This window comes from Streptomyces sp. HD, from assembly GCF_028369295.1.
GTDB lineage: Bacteria > Actinomycetota > Actinomycetes > Streptomycetales > Streptomycetaceae > Streptomyces.
Genome location: NZ_JAQMYP010000048.1, coordinates 1 through 17,734, shown reverse-complemented (window position 1 = coordinate 17,734; position 17,734 = coordinate 1). Strand labels below are relative to the sequence as shown.

Genomic DNA, 17,734 nt, shown 5'->3' with positions numbered 1-17,734 from the left:
GGGACGGATGCGCTCATCCCCAAGGACGACTGCTGACGCTCCCGCTCCGGCGTAAGGAGTAGGTGACTCCCGGGGTGGTTCGCAACGTCCCCTCTGTCCCCCTACGACGACTGGTGTTGCCGGATCGTTCCCCATGGGGCTGGGGTCCAACCCCCGGCACCCCGTACCCTTGGGTTTTGTGTTCCGTAGCCGTGCCAAGGATGAGAAGGCCCAGGCCGCCGACAAGGCGCTGGTGACCGACTCCACTCAGACCCGTCACCCCGAGGCCCCGAAGGGCCGCCCCACGCCCAAGCGCAGTGAGGCCCAGTCGCAGCGTCGCAGCGTCGCCAATACGTCGACGTCACGCAAGGACGCCGCCAAACGGCAGCGCGAGGAGCGCCGGGCCGCCCTGGAGAAGCAGCGCCAGGCGCTGGCCGGGGGCGACGAGCGGTATCTCCCGGCCCGGGACAAGGGCCCGGTCCGCAAGTTCGCGCGTGACTTCATCGACTCCCGTTTCAACATCGCGGAGTTCTTCCTGCCGATGGCCGTGGTCATCCTCGTGCTGAGCATGGTGCGGGTGGCGGCGCTGCAGAACATCGCGCTGCTGCTGTGGCTGATCGTGATCGTGCTGATCGTGCTCGACTCGTTCGTCACGGCCTTCCGCATGAAGAAGCAGATCGCCGAGCGCTTCCCCACGGAGAACAGGCGTGGCGCCGTCGCCTACGCGCTGATGCGTTCCCTGCAGATGCGCCGGCTCCGGCTGCCGAAGCCTCAGGTCAAGCGCGGAGAGCGGCCCTGAGCACTGCTGCGTTCACCGGGGGCGCGGCCGACGCGTGGCTGAACAAGCTGGGCGGGCTGCGTGATGTCGTACGACAGGAGCTGGTGGCCCGGCAGCTCGACGAGCAGATAGCCGGGCGGTTCCCCGTCGGGCAGCGGCTGCGGGTGCTCGACGTCGGGATGGGCCAGGGCACGCAGGCGCTGCGGCTGGCCCGGGCCGGGCATCAGGTGACCGGCGTGGAGCAGGACCCGAAGATGATCGCGGTGGCCCGCGAGGAGCTGGCCCGCGAGCCGGAGGGGATCCGCGAGCGGGTGCGCCTGGTCCAGAGCGACGGGCGCGACACCGGTGTGCACTTCCTGCCGGGCAGCTTCGACGTCGTGCTCTGCCACGGCGTGCTGATGTACATCAAGGAGCCCGATCCGATGCTGGCCGGGCTGGCCCGGATGCTCGCCCCGGGCGGACTGCTCTCGCTGCTCGTGCGCAATGCCGACGCGCTGGCCATGCGGCCGGGACTGGGCGGTGACTGGGCCGGGGCGCTGGCCTCCTTCGACACGACCCGGTACCGGAACCGGCTGGGCCTCGACGTCCGGGCGGACCGGCTCGCGGAGCTGACGTCGACGCTCGCGGGGATCGGGGCGCCGCTGCACGCCTGGTACGGGGTGCGGGTGTTCACCGACACGGCGGCCGACGACGCGGAGATCCCGGCGGACGCGGACGCGTTGCTGGCGGTCGAGGAGCGGGCCGGGAAGACGGATCCGTACCGGAGCGTCGCGGCGCTGCTGCATCTGTGCGGAGTGCGCGGCTGAGCCCGATCCGGTACTCGGTGACGGGGACGAGAACTTGGGCACTGACGGGGGCGAGGGCGTGCGGCCCTCGCCCCCGGTCGGTTCACGCCTCGGCGTGCAGGCTCATCGGGCCGTAGATCTCCGCGGCGTCCTCGAACAGCCGTACCTGGTCCGCGCCGCCCTCCTGCAGTGCCTTCCAGTGCTCACCGATCCAGGACTCGGCGTCCCCCTGGGTGGTGAACTCCTCGGGCTGCACCGCGGGCTGGACCTCCGCCCCGTCGGCCTTCTCGAACCGCCACGTCCATGCCGCCATGTACGCCTCCAAGGTGTCAACACGTGCAGTGCTACAGCGTATGCGGTTCGTGTCCGTCTGCGGATGCGTGGGGGCTGGTCGCGACCCTAATGGGACGTCCCGCGCGCGCAAGATCAGCGGCGACCGGCGAAAATCGGTCCGTGGAACTGACTCTGCTCGGCACCGGTGCCCCCGCGGGACTCCCCCGCCCCGACTGTCCGTGTGCGGCCTGTGCGGGCGCGCTCGGTGACGCTGCGCGGGCGGCCACCGCGTTGCTCGTGGACGGGGCGCTGCTGCTCGATCTCACCCCCGGGGCGGCGTTCGCGGCGGCGCGGGCGGGGCGTTCGCTGGGCGGCGTACGGCAGGTGCTGTTGTCGCATCCGCACGACGGGCCCGCCGTCGAGGTGCCCGCGGGGCTGCCGCAGCCCGGGCGGGTGCCGGAAGGACGGGAGTTGACGCTGCTGACGGGGCATCGGGTGCGGGCGGTGGCGATGGACTCGCCGGGCACGGGGTACGCGGTGTCCGGGCCGGACGGGCAGCGGCTGCTGTATCTGCCGCCGGGGGGTGCGCCGGCCGGCCTTGAGGAGGGGTCCGTCGGGATGTACGACATGGTCGTCGGGGATGTGGTGGGGCGGCCGGACGCGCTGGCCAAGCTGCGGGCGGTGGGCGCGGTCGGGCCGGCGACGGATGTCATCGCCGTCCATCTGGACCATGACGTACCGCCGGGCGCCGAGACGCGACGGCGGCTGGCGGCGGCGGGGGCGCGGGCCGTGCCGGACGGGACGACGCTGGTGGTGGGGGCGTACGAGGACGTGCCGGACGTGCCGCGGCGGACCCTGGTGGTGGGCGGCGCCCGGTCCGGGAAGTCGGTGGAGGCGGAGCGTCGGCTGGAGGCCTTTCCGGATGTCCTGTACGTGGCGACCGGCGGCACCCGGAGCGGCGACAACGAGTGGGCGGAGCGGGTCGCCGCGCACCGGGAGCGGCGGCCGGGGTCGTGGCGTACGGCCGAGACCTGCGACCTGGTGCCGCTGCTCTCCGAGGGTGGGGCGCCGTTGCTGATCGACTGTCTGTCCTTGTGGCTGACGGATGCGATGGACTCCGTCGGGGCTTGGGACGACGCGGTGTGGGCGGATGGTGGGGAGCGGGCCCTGCGAGGGCGGGTGCGGGAACTTACGGAGGCGGTGCGGGCAACTCGGCGGACCGTCGTCGCCGTGTCCAATGAGGTGGGGTCGGGGATTGTGCCGGCTACGGCGTCGGGGCGGCGGTATCGCGATGAACTTGGGCGGTTGAACGCCGCGTTCGCGGGCGAGTGTGAGCAGGTTGTTCTGGTGGTGGCGGGACAGGCGCTCGTGCTTCGCGGATGAGAGTGCCGCGATATGTCGTCGTGCTTCGTCTGCGGCTCCGCGGTGGCTGGTCGCGCCCACGCGGCGGAGCCGCATATCGATACCGCCCCGCGCCCCTTTGGGGCGCTGCAAGACACCCGGCGTGTCAAACCTCAGGCCGGCTCCTTGCGGGCGATGACGCGGTACGCGTTCGACAGGGGGGTGAGGCGGAGCAGGGGGGCCAGGAGCAGGTCGATCACCCAGGCGGCGGCCACCAGGGGTGCGCCCGCCAACGCCAGTACCGGGCCGAGGGCCAGGTTCAGGACCAGGGCGATCGTGGCCGCGAGGTCGTACGGGACGTGCGGGGTGCGGCGGTCCGTCGCCACGATCGTGCAGCCCTGGGACCGCAGTTCCTCGCGGAGCTTGCGCAGCGGCACCAGGTGCAGGTGGCCGTGCGGGCTCTGCGGGACCCAGCAGCAGCCGAACAGCAGGGCGAACAGGCTGCGGGGGTTGGGGAGTTCGAGGACGAGATGGCCGCCGGGGCGCAGCACCGCGAGGGCGGCGCGGAGCTCCGCGCGGGGGTCAGGGGCGTGTTCCAGGTGGCGCAACATGCTGACGACGTCGTAGCGGGTGCGCAGCCGGGCCGTGACCCGGGGGTCCGTCAGCCGGCCGACGTGGGCCTCCTCCACCCGCTCGGCCACGCGCGCTTGCAGCACCCGATGGGTGGGGTCCAGTCCGTCGAACGCCGTGTACGGGAAGAGTTCCTTCGCCGCCTCCGGGAAGTGGGCGTCGCCCGTGCCCACGTCCAGCCAGCTCTCCGGCTCGGGGAAGAAGCGGAGCGCCGCGCGGGCCGCGGCTCTCAGCCGGCGTGGTGACGCCTTCCGTACGGCCTTCAGGTACCGGGGGGCGTAGGTGTGGTCCCAGCATGCGGCGGAGGTGAACGCGCAGGCGGTGCGGCGTCGTTGGGAGGGTGCGGTCGCGGTCATGGGCGGCTCCCGGGCGCGGGGTGTGGGGCGGCGGTGTACGGCTGGGGTTCGGCGGAGTGGTGCGAGCATGCCCTGACAATCCACTGCAAAACGGAACGTATGGGATGGCGATCTCGGGTGCAACGACGTCGCGTGGATATGGCGGTGACGTGGCGGAGCCCCCGGTGGCCATGTGGCGCCGTTCTGTTCGACCGGTGCCGGTACTGTTCGGCGAATGAGCTCGCTTAATCTCGACGACTTCACCGATCTGATCGAGCGCCCCGACGGCGGGGTGCGCCGTGACGCAGAGGCGCGCCGTGAACGTCAGATCGTGCCGCCCGGGGCGCTGGGCCGACTCGACGAACTGGGTGAGTGGCTGGCGGCCGCACAGGCGGCCGTGCCGGTGCGGCCGATCGAACAGCCGCGGGTCGTGCTGTTCGCCGGTGACCACGGCGTCGCCGAGCTGGGCGTGTCGGCGCGGCCCACGGGCGGCGCCGGGGAGTTGGTGCGGGAGATCCTTCAGGGCGGCCGGCCGGTGTCCGTGCTCGCGCGACGGCTCGGGGTCCCGGTGCGGGTCGTCGACATGGCACTGGACTGCGACCCGGAGTCGTTGCCGGAGACGGTCGTACGGCATCGGGTGCGGCGCGGCAGCGGTCGTATCGACGTCGAGGACGCGCTGACGCTTGAGGAGGCGGAGGCCGCCTTCCGGGCCGGGGTCGCGGTGGCCGACGAGGAGGCCGATTCCGGTACGGATCTGGTGGTGCTCGGCGATGTGAGCGTCGGGGGCACCACGGCGGCCGGGGTGCTGGTCGCGGCGTTGTGCGGGACCGACGCCTCGGTGGTGACCGGTCGGGGCGGGCTGGCCATCGACGACCTCGCCTGGATGCGCAAGTGCGCGGCGATCCGGGACGCGCTGCGCCGGGCGCGGCCGGTGCTCGGCGACCAGCTCCAGCTGCTCGCGACGGTGGGCGGGGCCGACCTCGCCGCGATCACCGGGTTCCTGCTGCAGAGCGCGGTGCGGAAGATGCCGGTCGTGCTGGACGGGATGGTGGTCGCCGCCTGCGCCCTGGTCGGGCAGCGGATCGCGTTCCGGGCCCCGGACTGGTGGCTGGCCGCGCACGACAGCGGTGAGCCCGGGCAGGCGAAGGCCCTGGACCGGATGGCCCTGGACCCCCTGCTCGACCAGGGAGTGAAGGTGGGCGAGGGCGCCGGCGGCCTGCTGGCCCTGCCGACGGTCCAGGCTGCGGCGGCACTGGCGGCGGAGCTGCCGGAGAAGCCGGAGCCGCTGGAGAAGCCGCAGGACTCCGAGGTGGAGTCGGAGACCGAGTAGGGGACAAAACAGGCCTCTCCTTACGACCATGGACATATGATCACCATGTGAACACCCTCGTCCGCTGGGCCCGTGCGGAGTGGGGGGCGTTGTACCGCGCCGTACGGGGGGCCTTGGTCGAGCGGCGGTGGTGGGCTGCGCCCATGACCGTCGGGGCCGTGTGTCTCACCGGGGTCATGCAGGTCGTGCAGAACCAGTCCTGGGGGTATCGGGTCGTTCAGAACCTCGGGGGCGTTCGGGCCGAGGACCCCCTGTTGCCGGCGGTTCTGCGGACGCCGTTGTCGCTGTTCGTGCCCGCGCTCGATCTGCCGGTGTGGGGTGCGCTCGCGCAGACGCTGGTCGTGTTCGGAATCGCCGAGATGTGTCTGGGCTGGTGGCGGACCCTGGTCGTCGCCTACGTCGCGACGCTCGCCGGAACCCTCTACGCGCGCGTGGGCATCGCACTCGGCCCGGACCACCCGATCGGGCTGCCCGCCCAGGACGCGCGGGTCGTGGACACGGGGCCGTCGGCGGCCGTGGTGGGCCTGGCGGTGTTCCTCGGGTGGCGGTACGGCGCGTATGTCACGGCCGGTGCGGTGATCGTGGCGATGGTGGTCGAGGTGGCGCTGAAGGAGAACCTCGCCGGCAAGGAGCACCTGGCGGCCATCGCGGCCGTGCTGGTGCTGTGCGCGGGGGCGGCGCTGCGCCGGCGGCGCCGTCAGCGCCGGTCGACGGTGTCCGGCTCCACGTCCGGTTTGCCGCCCACCAATTCCTCCAGAGCCCGGCGAGGCCGTGCCCAGCGCCGGTCGTGGCGGTAGGCGCGCAGGGCGGCCTTGGCTCGGGCGCGCGGGCGACGGCCGTAGAAGCGACGGGCCCACGGAGAGTTGGGGCGGGCCAGCCGGATGGCGCCGACCAGGGCGATGACCGGCACGATCACGCCGAAGATCGCGATACGGGCCTTTCCCTTGCTGAGCGCGATGAGGGAGAGGAGGAAGTTCAGCCCGATGTTGAAGAGGAAGGTTCCGCGGCCCTGCGTCTCGTCCTGGTTGAGGTCGTTGACGCCCAGCGGTGAGAAGCCCACGAGCAGCAGGCCCCCCAGAGCCGCCGTGAGGACCACCACCTCCACGCTCTTGCGGCCCTCCTCGCTCCAGTACACGTCGTCGAGGTGCAGGATCAGCGCGAACTCGTCGAGGACCAGTCCCGCGCCCATGCCGAAGAGCACCGCGAAGACGGCGGCGCCGAAGCCGTAGCGGCTGCTGGACACCGCGCCGAAGCCGCCGAACACGGTGAGGACGACACCCGGGACCACGTGGTGGATGTGGACGGCGCCGGTCTCGATGTTGCGGAAGGGGCCCTTGCCCGCGCGGATGAGGCGGGTGATGAGGCGGGTGACGAGGAAGGTGACGACGAACGCGGTCAGGGCCAGGAGCAGCGGGAGCTTCCCCGGTTCGATGACGTTGCGTTCCAGCCAGTGACCCATGGTCCCAGTGTGTGCGGGACGGGGGTGGGCCGCCTCGTGGCCGGGGCGTCCGGGCTAGTCTGCGGGCGTGTCCATGACCCCACCGCCCCTGCACGGCCTCCGCTTCGCCTTCGGCACCCTCAGCGTGCTGCCGGTCAAGGTGAGCCGGTGGGACCGTCAGGCCGCACGGGGCGGGATGCTCTGCGCTCCGCTGGTCGGGGCGGTGCTGGGGCTGTGCGCCGGTCTGCTCGGGCTGCTGCTCCTCGTTCTCGGCGCCGGTCCGCTGCTCGCCGCCGTCGCCACGGTCACCGTGCCCGCCGCACTCACCCGGGGCCTGCATCTCGACGGGCTCGCCGACACCGCCGACGGGCTCGGCAGCGGCAAGCCCGCCGAGGACGCGCTGCGGATCATGAAGCAGTCGGACATCGGGCCGTTCGGTGTGATCACGCTGGTGCTCGCCCTGTTCGCGCAGGTCGCCGCCCTCTTTCAGCTGTACGACGACTCCTGGGCCCGGGGCGCCATCGCCGCCCTCGTCTCGGCGGTCGCCGCCCGGCTCGCGCTCACCCTCGCCGCCCGCACCGGCGTACCCGCCGCCCGGCCGGAGGGGCTGGGGGCCGCGGTGGCCGGGGTCGTTCCGGTGCCGGGTGCGGTGGCCGTCGCCCTGGCCGTGACCGGCGTCGCCGCCGCGGCGGGGGCGCTGTTCGGGACGTACGACATCGCCCGCACCGCCCTCGCGGTGCTCGCCGCACTCGCCGCCGCCGAACTCCTCCTGCGGCACTGCACCCGCCGCTTCGGCGGTGTCACCGGCGACGTCTTCGGCGGGCTCGCGGAGACCGCGGCGACGACCGCGCTGATCGTGCTGACCCTGGGCTGACGCCGCCGCCCCTCAGCGCGTCGGCGTCAACGCGTGCGGCAGCGTGCCCCACGGATGATCACCCGTCCCCGGCACCGCGCAGTGCACCGTGGCCCCGCGGGCGCGTGCCAGGCCCGCGAGGTCGGCGTCGGGCGGGACGCCGTACACCAGATGGCACAGCCGCACTCCGGTGCCGCCGCGCCACTGCTGTGGGCCGAGGCGGGTGTACGTCGCCCAGGTGCCCTCGAAGGTGACGAGGACGTCGGCGATCCTGGCGTACGACGGGTGCGGTGCCGTGCCGTGGTTCAGCACGAGCGTGCCGCAGCCGGCGGCCCAGGCGGCCGCCGCGATCCGCTGGTAGTGGCCGAACTCCGCACGGCCCGCGGCGACCTGGTCGAGGAAGACGCCGTCCGTGCCGTACCAGTCGCGGTGCCGTGCGATGTCGCGGACGACGTCGGCGTACGGGCGGCGGCCGTAGTCGGTGTCGGCGTAGCCGAGCACCCGAACGTCCGCGCCCGAGTCCCGCAGCCGTGCCGCGACCTCGGCGAAGGCCGGGTCGGGTATCTCGCCGGGGCCGTTGGCCGGGTTCAGTACGACGCCGTGGAGGCGGGGCGCGGCGGCGATGATCGCGTCCCATTCGGCCGGGCGGACGGATGGGTGCTCGTAGTAGGGGATCAGCAGGTCGTTCATCGGTGGGCGGTCGCTCTCCCCAGCAGGGTGCAGACGAAGGTGGCCTGGGCGAGCGCCGCCGTGCCGTGGATGATCAGGCCGGCCCAGTGCGGGCTGCCCGTGTGCGTCAGCAGGGCGACGGTCTGGGCGAGGGCCGCCGCACAGCAGACCGCGGCCGCCCCGAGCACCGCGCCGAAGGACTGGAGCAGCAGGCCCGTCCACAGGACCACACCCAGCAGGAGCAGACCGGCGAGGCGGATGCCGGCGATGGCGGGGGCATGCGGCCACAGGGCCGAGGTGGCGAGGCCGAGGGCGAGCAGGGCGATCAGGTAGGCGGTGAGGCATTCGGCGACCGTGCGGACCGTCGTCCACCGGAACGCCCTCGGGGTGCTGCTGGAGCGCAGGCCCGTGAGGCCGGCGCTGCGGAAGCGGTACAGGAGCCGTTCGGCGGGGCCCATGCTGAGGGTGAGGGCGACTGCGACGGGGGCGTCGCCGAGGGCCGTGTGGAGGACCAGGACGCCGGTGGCCAGGCCGAACAGGGCGTATGGGAAGGACGCGGAGAGACGGGGGCCCGTGGTTGGTTGGCGGCTGCGGGTGCGTTGTGGCTGGTCGCGCAGTTCCCCGCGCCCCTTGGGGGGTGCTACCGCGCGTAGGCCCAGAAGTGCCACCGCTGCAAGCGACACCAAGAGAAGGGTGAGCCTTGTGGCGTTCGGCAATGGATGGGCCAGCGCCAGCACCCCTCCCGCCGCCATCGGCAGCAACGCCGCCAGCAAGGCACGTTCGCGGCCCATCACCAGCAAGGCCGTGGCCGCGCCAAGGTATACCGACTGGCCCGCCGCGAAAGCCACTGTGGTGAGGGTGTTGCCCCCGACGGTCAGGGCCACCAGAGCGCCGAGCAACGCGCCCGTCGCAGCGCCCAGCAGGAGGCTGCGGCGGGCGGCTTCGCGGTCGCCCAAGCCCAGCCAGGAGTACGCCCGGTGGGCGAGGCCCTGGTTCCAGGTCCAGCCGGCCAGGGCGCCGACCAGGAGCGGGAGCGTGCCCGCCGGGAGGCCGAAGTCGTCCCTCGGGCCTGTGAGGAGAGGGGCGCCGAGGACGTAGCCGAGGCCGGGGAGGGCGAAGACGACGCCACGGAGCAGGCAGCCCAGCAGGCCTGTCCGCCAGGGGTCGTGGACCGGGCCGTCCGGCTCGGGGTAGCGGCGCTCGACCCGCTCGTACAGCTCCTCGGCGAGGGCGAAGGAGTTCTTCACGCCGTAGCGCTCGCGTATCTGGTCGTCCGACAGGCCGTCGGACTCCAGCAGTGCGGCGATCTCGTCGGGGTGGACGGCGGCGGCGACGAAGTCGCCGAGGCGCGTGGCGAGTTCGTCGACCGGGTCGGGGTGGGCCCAGCCGGGTGTGGTGTGTTGTCGTGGGATCGGGGCCAGGGTGTCGGCGCGCGAGCCGGGCGGCATCCAGATGCTTCCGCTCACCAGTCGGCCCCGTCCGTCGCGACCTTCTCGTACCAGGGGTCGCGCAGTTCGAGGGTCCAGTCGGCGACCGTTTCGAGGGTGGGCTGGTAGGCCTCGGCGCTGCCCGCGAGCTCCTGGTAGATCGTCCGGAAATGGTCCACGGAGCGGCGCAGGGTGAAGCGGTCGATCACTCGCTGACGCGCCAACTCACCCAATTCCAGGCGTCGTTCGTCGTCCCGGAGAAGGGTGAGCGCGGCGGCCGCCATCTTCTCCGGCTCGCGCGGCGGGACCACCAGACCGGTGTCGCCGACGGCCTCGCGCACTCCCCCGACGTCCGTGGAGACGGTCGTACGGCCGCAGGACATGGCCTCGATGACGGAGAACGGGAAGCCCTCGGAGATGGATGACAGCATCACCAGGTGGCCTGCCGCATAAGCGCGCCGGACCTCGCTGATCCGGCCCTCGAAGGTCAGGCCGTCGCTCACGCCGAGTTCGGCTGCGAGCTTCTCCAGTCCGGTGCGGTAGGCCTCGCCGCCGGGCGGGACCGGGCCGAACAACCGCAGCCGGGTTTCCGGGAGTTCGGCGCGGACCATGGCGTAGGCCCGCAGCAGGGTCTCCAGGTCCTTGATGGGGTCGACGCGTCCGCACCAGGTGAGGGTGGGGAGCTCGGGCTCGGGGCCGGCGTGCGGGAAGGCGTGCGGGTCGACGCCGTTGTAGACGGTGCGGATCTTGTCGGCGTCGGCGCCGCCGCGCTCCTCCCAGCGGCGGTTGTACTGGTTGCAGGGGGTGATCAGGTCGGCGGTCCGGTAGCCGTGGGAGTTGAGTTCGCGGTAGAAGCCGAGCATGAACGCCTTCACGGGCCAGCGCTGGGCGTCGCTGCGGTAGCCGAGGTAGCGCTCGCGCAGATAGATGCCGTGCTCGGTGAGGAGGAAGGGGACCCCGTCCAGCCTGCGGGCGGCGAGGGCCGGGAGGGTCGCGAGGCCGCTGCTGACGGCGTGCGCGACGCAGTCCTCGGGGATGCGGACCCCGAGGGGGCGCAGGGCGTGTTCCAGCAGGTCGGTCGCGGTCAGGGCGTCGTGGACGGTGGGGCGGGCGGCGGAGATCTGCAGATGCGGCATGGTCCAGATCCACATCAGCGACCTGAGTGCCCACTCGGTGCGCAGGGCCGCCGACAGGCGTCCGTCGCGGGCGAGTTCGGCCAGCTCGTCCAGGGCCTCGCCGAAGTCGCATGGGGCCCCGGGATCGAGGAAGGAGAGCAGGAAACGCTCGTAGGAGTCGGCGAAACGGCGACGGGCCCGGCCGTACGGCGCTCGGCTGCGTCCCGGACGCGGGCCCCAGGTCGGTACGGAGGTGTGCCGGTAGACGTTGGGCGGCAGCTCCCAGGTGACGGGTTCGCGGCCGGTTCCGGTGAGCGACACGATGTGGAAGTCGACCTCGGGCATGCCCTTGACGAGCTGGTCGCACCACGTGCTGACCCCGCCGTGGACATGCGGATAGGTGCCTTCGGTGAGCATGGTGACATGACGTCCGGTGCGCATCGCTGCGCGGCTCCCCCCGGTAGTGCGGATGATGTTCGGGGAACTGCTGCCCGGACGCCGTCTGCGGGTGCGTTTGGGCTGGTCGCGCAGTTCCCCGCGCCCCTAAAAGAAGGGGCGTTGCGCTACGGCAGCTTCAGTGCCACTGCCGACTGCAGCCGCTCCGGCGTGGTCCAGGCCGAGCGCTGCCCCGCGTACGGCGTTCCGAACGCGGTCGTGCCGATCAGGAGTTGCTTCTTCGTGCCCTCCGGTGTCGTCACCGGGGTCTGGGTCCCGGGCGGGGCCGTGATCGTGACGGTCGTGCCGATCCGGTACGCGGTGACCTTGCCGGAGGCCAGCGCGGTCCGCCAGGCGGCGCGGCGCTGCAGCTCGGTGCCGATGGCACGCTGCCCGAGGTTCTCCACCGGGGTGTTGTCGGCGAAGAGGGCTCGGTAGTCGGCGAGCACCTCGTCCAGGACCGGGTACAGCGTCCGGTCCTCGGCCAGGTTGGACTGGTGGGCGTAGTGCGGGCGCGGGTCGCCCGAGACGACGTGCCCGAGGGCGGTACGGGCCTCCAGTGGGACGATGTACGACCGGTAGCCGGTGGCCGCGTCGAGCGGGGCGGCGAGGCAGGTGGACGACGGGCCGTTCTCGCAGCCGCCGCTGCCGCCGTCGGCCGCCGAGGTGTGGATCCAGTTGTACTCGTCGGCCATCTCCTCCTCGGTGCCCGCGTTGTAGTACACGTTCATCGGGTACCGGGGCACGGTGAGCGCGGCGCCGACCGAACGCTGCTCGGGCTCACGGGAGTTGTCCGAGGCGAGCCATCTGACACCGTTGTCGGCGAGGGCGCCGGCCAGGTCGGGGTTGTCGTCGGGCTGCTGGGGCAGGGTCCGCAGGCCCGAGTGCTCGCCGGTCACGAGCTCGGTGCGGTCGAGCGGAAGCCCACGGGCGAGGCCCCAGTCGTGGTTGTTCCTGATCTCCGCCGAGATGTCAGCGCGGCTCATGTACCGCGTCGAGCCGTCGGCGTTCCTGGCGCAGCTCCACGGCACGGTCGAGGTGTCCTGCGCACAGCCGAGGAACGGGTGCGTGTAGGTGTGGTTGATCCAGCGGTACCGCGCCTTGTCCGCGAGCAGTTGGCCGGCGAGGGCGTCGGTGTTGCCGTTCTCGCTCTTCCACCGCTCGCCGGAGCCGGCGTTGTAGACCAGGTCCAGCGTGAAGGAGTGCTCGCGCTGCCACTGGGCGGCGTACCCGGCGTCCGCCGCGGTCATCCGGATCGGCGCGGTTCCCCCGCCGTCAACGCCCACGCAGCCGAAGTCACCGGGTGTGCAGTTGCGCGCGGTGTCCCAGCGGCTGTCGGGCGCGAGGACGTCATCGACATGCACCGCGAAATAGTTGCGGGCCCGGCCCAGGTGCACGCCCTGGGTCAGCCATTCGACGATGCCGCGGGCGAGCACCCGGAACTGCTGCTGGTGGTGGTTGTGGGCGAAGGTCACCACCAGTTCGCGGCGCCCGTCGTGGTGGTACTCGCCGATCAGGCTGCCGCGCCCGGAGCCGTCGGGCACGGGGAGGTCGACGTAGCTGGTGAAGCCGGTGCGCGGGCGGGCGACGTAGCCGTAACTCTCCTGTACGGACGGGTCGTTGTCCTCGAAGGTGAGGGCGCCGTCGAGATAGCCGAAGTACCCCGCCCGGCCCGCGTCGGTGACGGCCGCCGTCCGCCCGTCGAGGCTGCCGGCCCAGCCTCCCTCGCTGGTGTGGTCGAGGCCGACGCCGGGGTGGGCCCAGGTGTAGGCGTCGACCTGCGGGATGCCGTAGGTCCGCTCGTAGGTCTCCAGCGCGGTCTGCTCGGCGGAACCCGCGCCGAAGGGGGCCTCGTCGGGCAGGACGACGCCCTGGTACCTGGCCCGGGGCCGGCCGTTCACCGTGTCGCTGAGGAACGCCTCGGTGAGGGTCGGGCGGCCGGCGTCGGTGAGGTCGACGGTCGTGTACGGGATGCCGGTGCTCTTCAGCTGGGCGGCGATGCCCCGGACGGGGCTGCCGCCGTCGTCCACGACCAGCACCCTGAGATCGATGCGCGGCTGCCCGGCGGCCGCGGCGCCCGGGGCCGCGGCCAGGCCCAGGGTCAGCAGACTCATGGCCGTCGCGACGGCCGTTGCATGGCTGCGGCTTCTCCGTCTGCGCACGCTCTGCGCCATTGGGCGCCCCTTCCCCGAGCCGATCACTCGCCAGAACGAGACGAGTGTGACTCAGCTCACCGACGCTCTGGATCAAGAAAGGGCCACGACGCCACCGACAGGTGAACGCCCGCAGGAATGAGCGAACGCTCACACGAGCGTAGGCTCGTCCCCAGTGTTCGCCGTACCGGGGAAGGCCCCGCCGTCACCCCACCCGTAAGACCGAACTAGGGTCGGCCGTCGGGCCCGGTCGACCCACACCATTCGGCCATGCAACTTCACATCGGAAGCGAGAATTCACCACCGTGACTGCTCTCACTCTCAGCACCGCAGCGGCGCCCGGCCTGCGAGCCGACGCGATCGTGATCGGTGTCGCCAAGGGCGCTGCGTCCAAGTCCGGGGGACTCGTCGTCGCACCGGGCGCCGAGGCCGTGGACAAGGCGTACGACGGCAAGCTCGCCGGCGTCCTGGAGACCCTCGGTGCCTCCGGCGCCGAGGGCGAGGTGACGAAGCTCCCCGCCCCCGCCGGCTTCAAGGCCCCCCTCGTGGTGGCGGTGGGCCTGGGTGCCGAGCCCGCGGACGCCAAGGACGGGGCGTACGACGGGGAGGCGCTGCGCAAGGCCGCAGGCGTCGCCGCCCGTTCCCTCGCCGGCTCCAAGAAGGCCGCGTTCGCGCTGCCGCTGGGCGACGCCGGTGACATCGGCGCCGTCGCCGAGGGCGTGCTGCTCGGCGCCTATGCCTTCGACGCCTACAAGGCGAACGGCAAGGACGAGAAGAACAAGAAGAACGACAAGAACGGCAAGGCTCCGCTCGCCGAGGCCGCCCTGCTCGGCGGCAAGCCCCGCGACAAGGAGCACAAGGCGGCGATCGAGCGCGCCACCGCCGTCGCCGAGGAGCTCAACCGCGCCCGCGACCTGATCAACACCCCGCCGAACGACCTCACCCCGGAGTCCTTCGCGGCGATCGCCTCGGCCGCGGGCAAGGAACACGGCATCAAGGTGCAGGTGCTCGACGAGAAGGCCCTCACCAAGGGCGGCTACGGCGGCATCCTCGGCGTCGGCTCCGGCTCGGCCGCCACTCCGCGGCTGGTGAAGCTGTCGTACACGCACTCCAAGGCGAGCAAGCACCTCGCCCTGGTCGGCAAGGGCATCACCTACGACTCGGGCGGCATCTCGCTGAAGCCGGCCGGGCACAACGAGACGATGAAGTGCGACATGAGCGGCGCGGCCGCCGTGTTCGCCGCCGTCGTCGCCGCCGCGCGCCTCGGCCTCCAGGTGAACATCACCGGCTGGCTGGCGCTCGCCGAGAACATGCCGTCGGGGACCGCGGTGCGCCCCGGTGACGTGCTGCGCATGTTCAGCGGCAAGACCGTGGAGGTGCTCAACACCGACGCCGAGGGGCGGCTGGTGCTGGCGGACGCCCTGTGGGCGGCCTCGCAGGAGAAGCCGGACGCGATCGTCGACGTGGCGACGCTGACCGGCGCGATGGTGCTGGCGCTGGGCAACCGGACGTTCGGCGTCATGGCCAACGACGACGCGTTCCGCACCGCGATCGTGGAGGCGGCCGAGGAGGTCGGGGAGCCGTCCTGGCCGATGCCGCTGCCGGAGCACCTGCGCAAGGGCATGGACTCGCCGACCGCCGACATCGCCAACATGGGTGAGCGGATGGGCGGCGGCCTGGTCGCCGGGCTCTTCCTGCGCGAGTTCGTCGGCGAGGGCATCACCTGGGCGCACCTGGACATCGCGGGCCCCGCGTTCAACGAGGGCGGGCCCTTCGGGTACACGCCCAAGGGCGGCACCGGCAGCGCGGTCCGCACGCTGGTCAGGCTGGCCGAGGTGACGGCTGCGGGCGACCTGGGCTGAGGTCGTCGTATGTGAGGGGGCTCCGCGCGCGGGTAGGGCGGAGCCCCTCTTCCATGCGCGCTCAACCGAACGTGGGGCGTCTCACACACCGGCCCGGCGTCTCGTTCGGTGTGGACAAGTGCGAAGATGGGGCTCGGCAGGACAGGGCCCCCACCACAGGGCCGAAGAAAGAGCGGCCGGACACCAGCCGCCTGTCGGTCATCGACGACCGGCGTACGGCGCACATGCATGGAGGACGTGACGTGGCGAACGACGCCAGCACCGTTTTCGACCTAGTGATCCTCGGCGGTGGCAGTGGCGGTTACGCCGCGGCCCTGCGCGGGGCGCAGCTGGGCCTGGACGTCGCCCTGATCGAGAAGGACAAGGTCGGCGGCACCTGCCTGCACCGGGGTTGCATCCCCACCAAGGCCCTGCTGCACGCGGGCGAGATCGCCGACCAGGCCCGCGAGAGCGAGCAGTTCGGTGTGAAGGCCACCTTCGAGGGCATCGACATCGCCGGGGTCCACAAGTACAAGGACGGCGTGATCGCCGGTCTGTACAAGGGCCTGCAGGGTCTCGTCGCCTCCCGCAAGGTGACGTACATCGAGGGTGAGGGCCGTCTGTCCTCCCCGACCTCCGTCGACGTGAACGGCCAGCGCGTCCAGGGCCGCCACGTCCTGCTGGCGACCGGCTCCGTGCCGAAGTCGCTGCCGGGCCTGGAGATCGACGGCAACCGCATCATCTCCTCGGACCACGCCCTCGTCCTGGACCGCGTGCCGAAGTCCGCGATCATCCTGGGCGGCGGCGTCATCGGCGTCGAGTTCGCGTCCGCCTGGAAGTCCTTCGGGTCCGACGTCACCGTCATCGAGGGCCTGAAGCACCTCGTCCCGGTCGAGGACGAGAACAGCTCGAAGCTTCTTGAGCGCGCGTTCCGCAAGCGCGGCATCAAGTTCAACCTCGGCACCTTCTTCCAGAAGGCCGAGTACACCGCCGACGGCGTCAAGGTCACCCTCGCCGACGGCAAGGAGTTCGAGGCCGAGGTGCTGCTGGTGGCGGTGGGCCGTGGCCCCGTCTCCGCCGGTCTCGGCTACGAGGAGCAGGGCGTCGCGATGGACCGCGGCTACGTCCTCGTCGACGAGTACATGCGCACCAACGTCCCGACCGTCTCCGCCGTCGGTGACCTCGTCCCGACCCTCCAGCTCGCGCACGTCGGCTTCGCCGAGGGCATCCTGGTTGCGGAGCGTCTGGCCGGTCTGAAGACGGTTCCGATCGACTACGACGGTGTCCCGCGGGTGACCTACTGCCACCCCGAGGTCGCCTCCGTCGGCATCACCGAGGCCAAGGCCAAGGAGATCTACGGCGCGGACAAGGTCGTCGCTCTGAAGTACAACCTGGCGGGCAACGGCAAGAGCAAGATCCTGAACACCGCGGGCGAGATCAAGCTCGTCCAGGTCAAGGACGGTGCCGTGGTCGGCGTCCACATGGTCGGCGACCGCATGGGCGAGCAGGTCGGCGAGGCCCAGCTGATCTACAACTGGGAGGCGCTGCCGGCCGAGGTCGCCCAGCTCATCCACGCCCACCCGACCCAGAACGAGGCGCTCGGCGAGGCCCACCTGGCCCTGGCGGGCAAGCCGCTGCACGCGCACGACTGACCCTCGGTCGACGAACGCGACTCCGCGACGAACACAGACTTCCGCAATTCGTAAGGAGCAACCGAAACCATGGCGGTTTCCGTAACCCTTCCGGCGCTCGGCGAGAGCGTCACCGAGGGCACCGTCACCCGTTGGCTGAAGGCCGAGGGTGAGCGCGTCGAGGCCGACGAGCCCCTGCTGGAGGTGTCGACGGACAAGGTCGACACCGAGATCCCCTCCCCCGCCGCAGGTGTCCTGGCCTCCATCAAGGTCGCCGAGGACGAGACGGTCGAGGTCGGCGCCGAGCTGGCCGTGATCGACGACGGCACCGGTGCGCCGGCTGCCGCTCCGGCCCCGGCCGCCGAGCCCGCTGCGGCTCCCGAGCCGGCCCCGCAGGCCGCTGCCCCGTCCACCGAGCAGGCCGCCCCGGCTCCTGCCCCCACCGCCGAGGCCGCCGCCGGCGCCGGCTCCGCCGAGGGCACGGACGTGGTCCTGCCCGCGCTCGGCGAGTCCGTCACCGAGGGCACCGTCACCCGCTGGCTGAAGGAGGTCGGCGAGGAGGTCGCGGAGGACGAGCCGCTGCTTGAGGTCTCCACCGACAAGGTCGACACCGAGATCCCGGCGCCGGTCGCCGGTGTCCTGCTGGAGATCGTGGTCGGCGAGGACGAGACCGCCGAGGTCGGCGCCAAGCTCGCCGTCATCGGCGCCCCGGGTGCCGCTC

At 72.1% G+C, this 17,734-nt stretch carries 16 protein-coding genes; 9 read left to right on the top strand and 7 right to left on the bottom strand.

Annotation, left to right across the window (positions count from 1 at the left end):
• The first annotated feature begins 133 nt into the window (after positions 1 to 133).
• Positions 134 to 778, top strand: coding sequence for a DUF3043 domain-containing protein (locus POF73_RS35205; protein ID WP_272123180.1), 645 nt, complete (start codon positions 134 to 136; stop codon positions 776 to 778).
• Between the two features lie 83 nt (positions 779 to 861).
• Complete coding sequence (locus tag POF73_RS35200) at positions 862 to 1,563, top strand: class I SAM-dependent methyltransferase (protein WP_272123179.1); 702 nt, start codon at positions 862 to 864, stop codon at positions 1,561 to 1,563.
• 82 nt (positions 1,564 to 1,645) lie between these two features.
• Here POF73_RS35200 and POF73_RS35195 read toward each other — a convergent pair whose 3' ends face one another.
• Positions 1,646 to 1,855 (bottom strand): hypothetical protein, encoded by a 210-nt coding sequence (locus POF73_RS35195; protein ID WP_126391668.1) that lies wholly within the window; start codon positions 1,853 to 1,855, stop codon positions 1,646 to 1,648.
• 140 nt (positions 1,856 to 1,995) lie between these two features.
• On the opposite strand from POF73_RS35195, the gene POF73_RS35190 reads away from it, so the two are divergent.
• Positions 1,996 to 3,198 carry a bifunctional adenosylcobinamide kinase/adenosylcobinamide-phosphate guanylyltransferase gene (locus POF73_RS35190; protein ID WP_272123178.1) on the top strand — a complete coding sequence of 401 codons (1,203 nt, stop codon included), beginning with the start codon at positions 1,996 to 1,998 and terminating at the stop codon, positions 3,196 to 3,198.
• Between the two features lie 131 nt (positions 3,199 to 3,329).
• On the opposite strand, the gene POF73_RS35185 is transcribed toward POF73_RS35190, so the two are convergent.
• Complete coding sequence (locus POF73_RS35185; protein WP_272123177.1) at positions 3,330 to 4,142, bottom strand: class I SAM-dependent methyltransferase; 813 nt, start codon at positions 4,140 to 4,142, stop codon at positions 3,330 to 3,332.
• Positions 4,143 to 4,356: 214 nt separating this feature from the next.
• Here POF73_RS35185 and cobT point away from each other — a divergent pair, with 214 nt between their 5' ends.
• Together cobT and POF73_RS35175 are read left to right on the top strand one after the other, a co-directional pair.
• Positions 4,357 to 5,451, top strand: coding sequence for a nicotinate-nucleotide--dimethylbenzimidazole phosphoribosyltransferase (gene cobT, locus POF73_RS35180; RefSeq protein WP_272123176.1), 1,095 nt, complete (start codon positions 4,357 to 4,359; stop codon positions 5,449 to 5,451).
• A 47-nt stretch (positions 5,452 to 5,498) separates the two neighbouring features.
• Positions 5,499 to 6,248 (top strand): hypothetical protein, encoded by a 750-nt coding sequence (locus POF73_RS35175; protein WP_272123175.1) that lies wholly within the window; start codon positions 5,499 to 5,501, stop codon positions 6,246 to 6,248.
• Here POF73_RS35175 and POF73_RS35170 read toward each other — a convergent pair.
• Positions 6,149 to 6,910 carry a hypothetical protein gene (locus POF73_RS35170; RefSeq protein ID WP_272123174.1) on the bottom strand — a complete coding sequence of 254 codons (762 nt, stop codon included), beginning with the start codon at positions 6,908 to 6,910 and terminating at the stop codon, positions 6,149 to 6,151. The genes POF73_RS35175 and POF73_RS35170 overlap by 100 nt on opposite strands.
• A gap of 73 nt (positions 6,911 to 6,983) precedes the next feature.
• Between POF73_RS35170 and POF73_RS35165 the strand changes: the two genes are divergently transcribed.
• A complete protein-coding gene (locus tag POF73_RS35165; RefSeq protein ID WP_272123234.1) occupies positions 6,984 to 7,763 on the top strand; it encodes an adenosylcobinamide-GDP ribazoletransferase in 780 nt (259 codons plus the stop codon).
• A 12-nt stretch (positions 7,764 to 7,775) separates the two neighbouring features.
• Here POF73_RS35165 and POF73_RS35160 read toward each other — a convergent pair whose 3' ends face one another.
• From POF73_RS35160 to POF73_RS35145, 4 genes are all read right to left on the bottom strand, one after another.
• Positions 7,776 to 8,432, bottom strand: coding sequence for a spherulation-specific family 4 protein (locus POF73_RS35160; RefSeq protein ID WP_272123173.1), 657 nt, complete (start codon positions 8,430 to 8,432; stop codon positions 7,776 to 7,778).
• Entirely contained in the window at positions 8,429 to 9,877 is a 1,449-nt protein-coding gene (locus POF73_RS35155) for a hypothetical protein (RefSeq protein ID WP_272123172.1), read from the bottom strand. The genes POF73_RS35160 and POF73_RS35155 overlap by 4 nt, the downstream gene beginning before the upstream one ends.
• Entirely contained in the window at positions 9,874 to 11,394 is a 1,521-nt protein-coding gene (pelF, locus tag POF73_RS35150) for a GT4 family glycosyltransferase PelF (protein WP_272123171.1), read from the bottom strand. Before pelF ends, POF73_RS35155 begins: the two co-directional genes overlap by 4 nt.
• A gap of 122 nt (positions 11,395 to 11,516) precedes the next feature.
• Positions 11,517 to 13,502: a hypothetical protein gene (locus tag POF73_RS35145; RefSeq protein ID WP_272123170.1), complete on the bottom strand. Its 1,986-nt coding sequence runs from the start codon at positions 13,500 to 13,502 to the stop codon at positions 11,517 to 11,519.
• Positions 13,503 to 13,846: 344 nt separating this feature from the next.
• Between POF73_RS35145 and POF73_RS35140 the strand changes: the two genes are divergently transcribed.
• The 3 genes from POF73_RS35140 to POF73_RS35130 all read left to right on the top strand — a co-directional run.
• Positions 13,847 to 15,403, top strand: coding sequence for a leucyl aminopeptidase (locus tag POF73_RS35140; protein WP_272123169.1), 1,557 nt, complete (start codon positions 13,847 to 13,849; stop codon positions 15,401 to 15,403).
• Positions 15,404 to 15,645: 242 nt separating this feature from the next.
• Complete coding sequence (gene lpdA / locus POF73_RS35135; RefSeq protein ID WP_272123168.1) at positions 15,646 to 17,034, top strand: dihydrolipoyl dehydrogenase; 1,389 nt, start codon at positions 15,646 to 15,648, stop codon at positions 17,032 to 17,034.
• Positions 17,035 to 17,103: 69 nt separating this feature from the next.
• On the top strand, positions 17,104 to 17,734 hold a 631-nt coding region (locus POF73_RS35130), incomplete at its 3' end, for a biotin/lipoyl-containing protein (protein ID WP_334313642.1).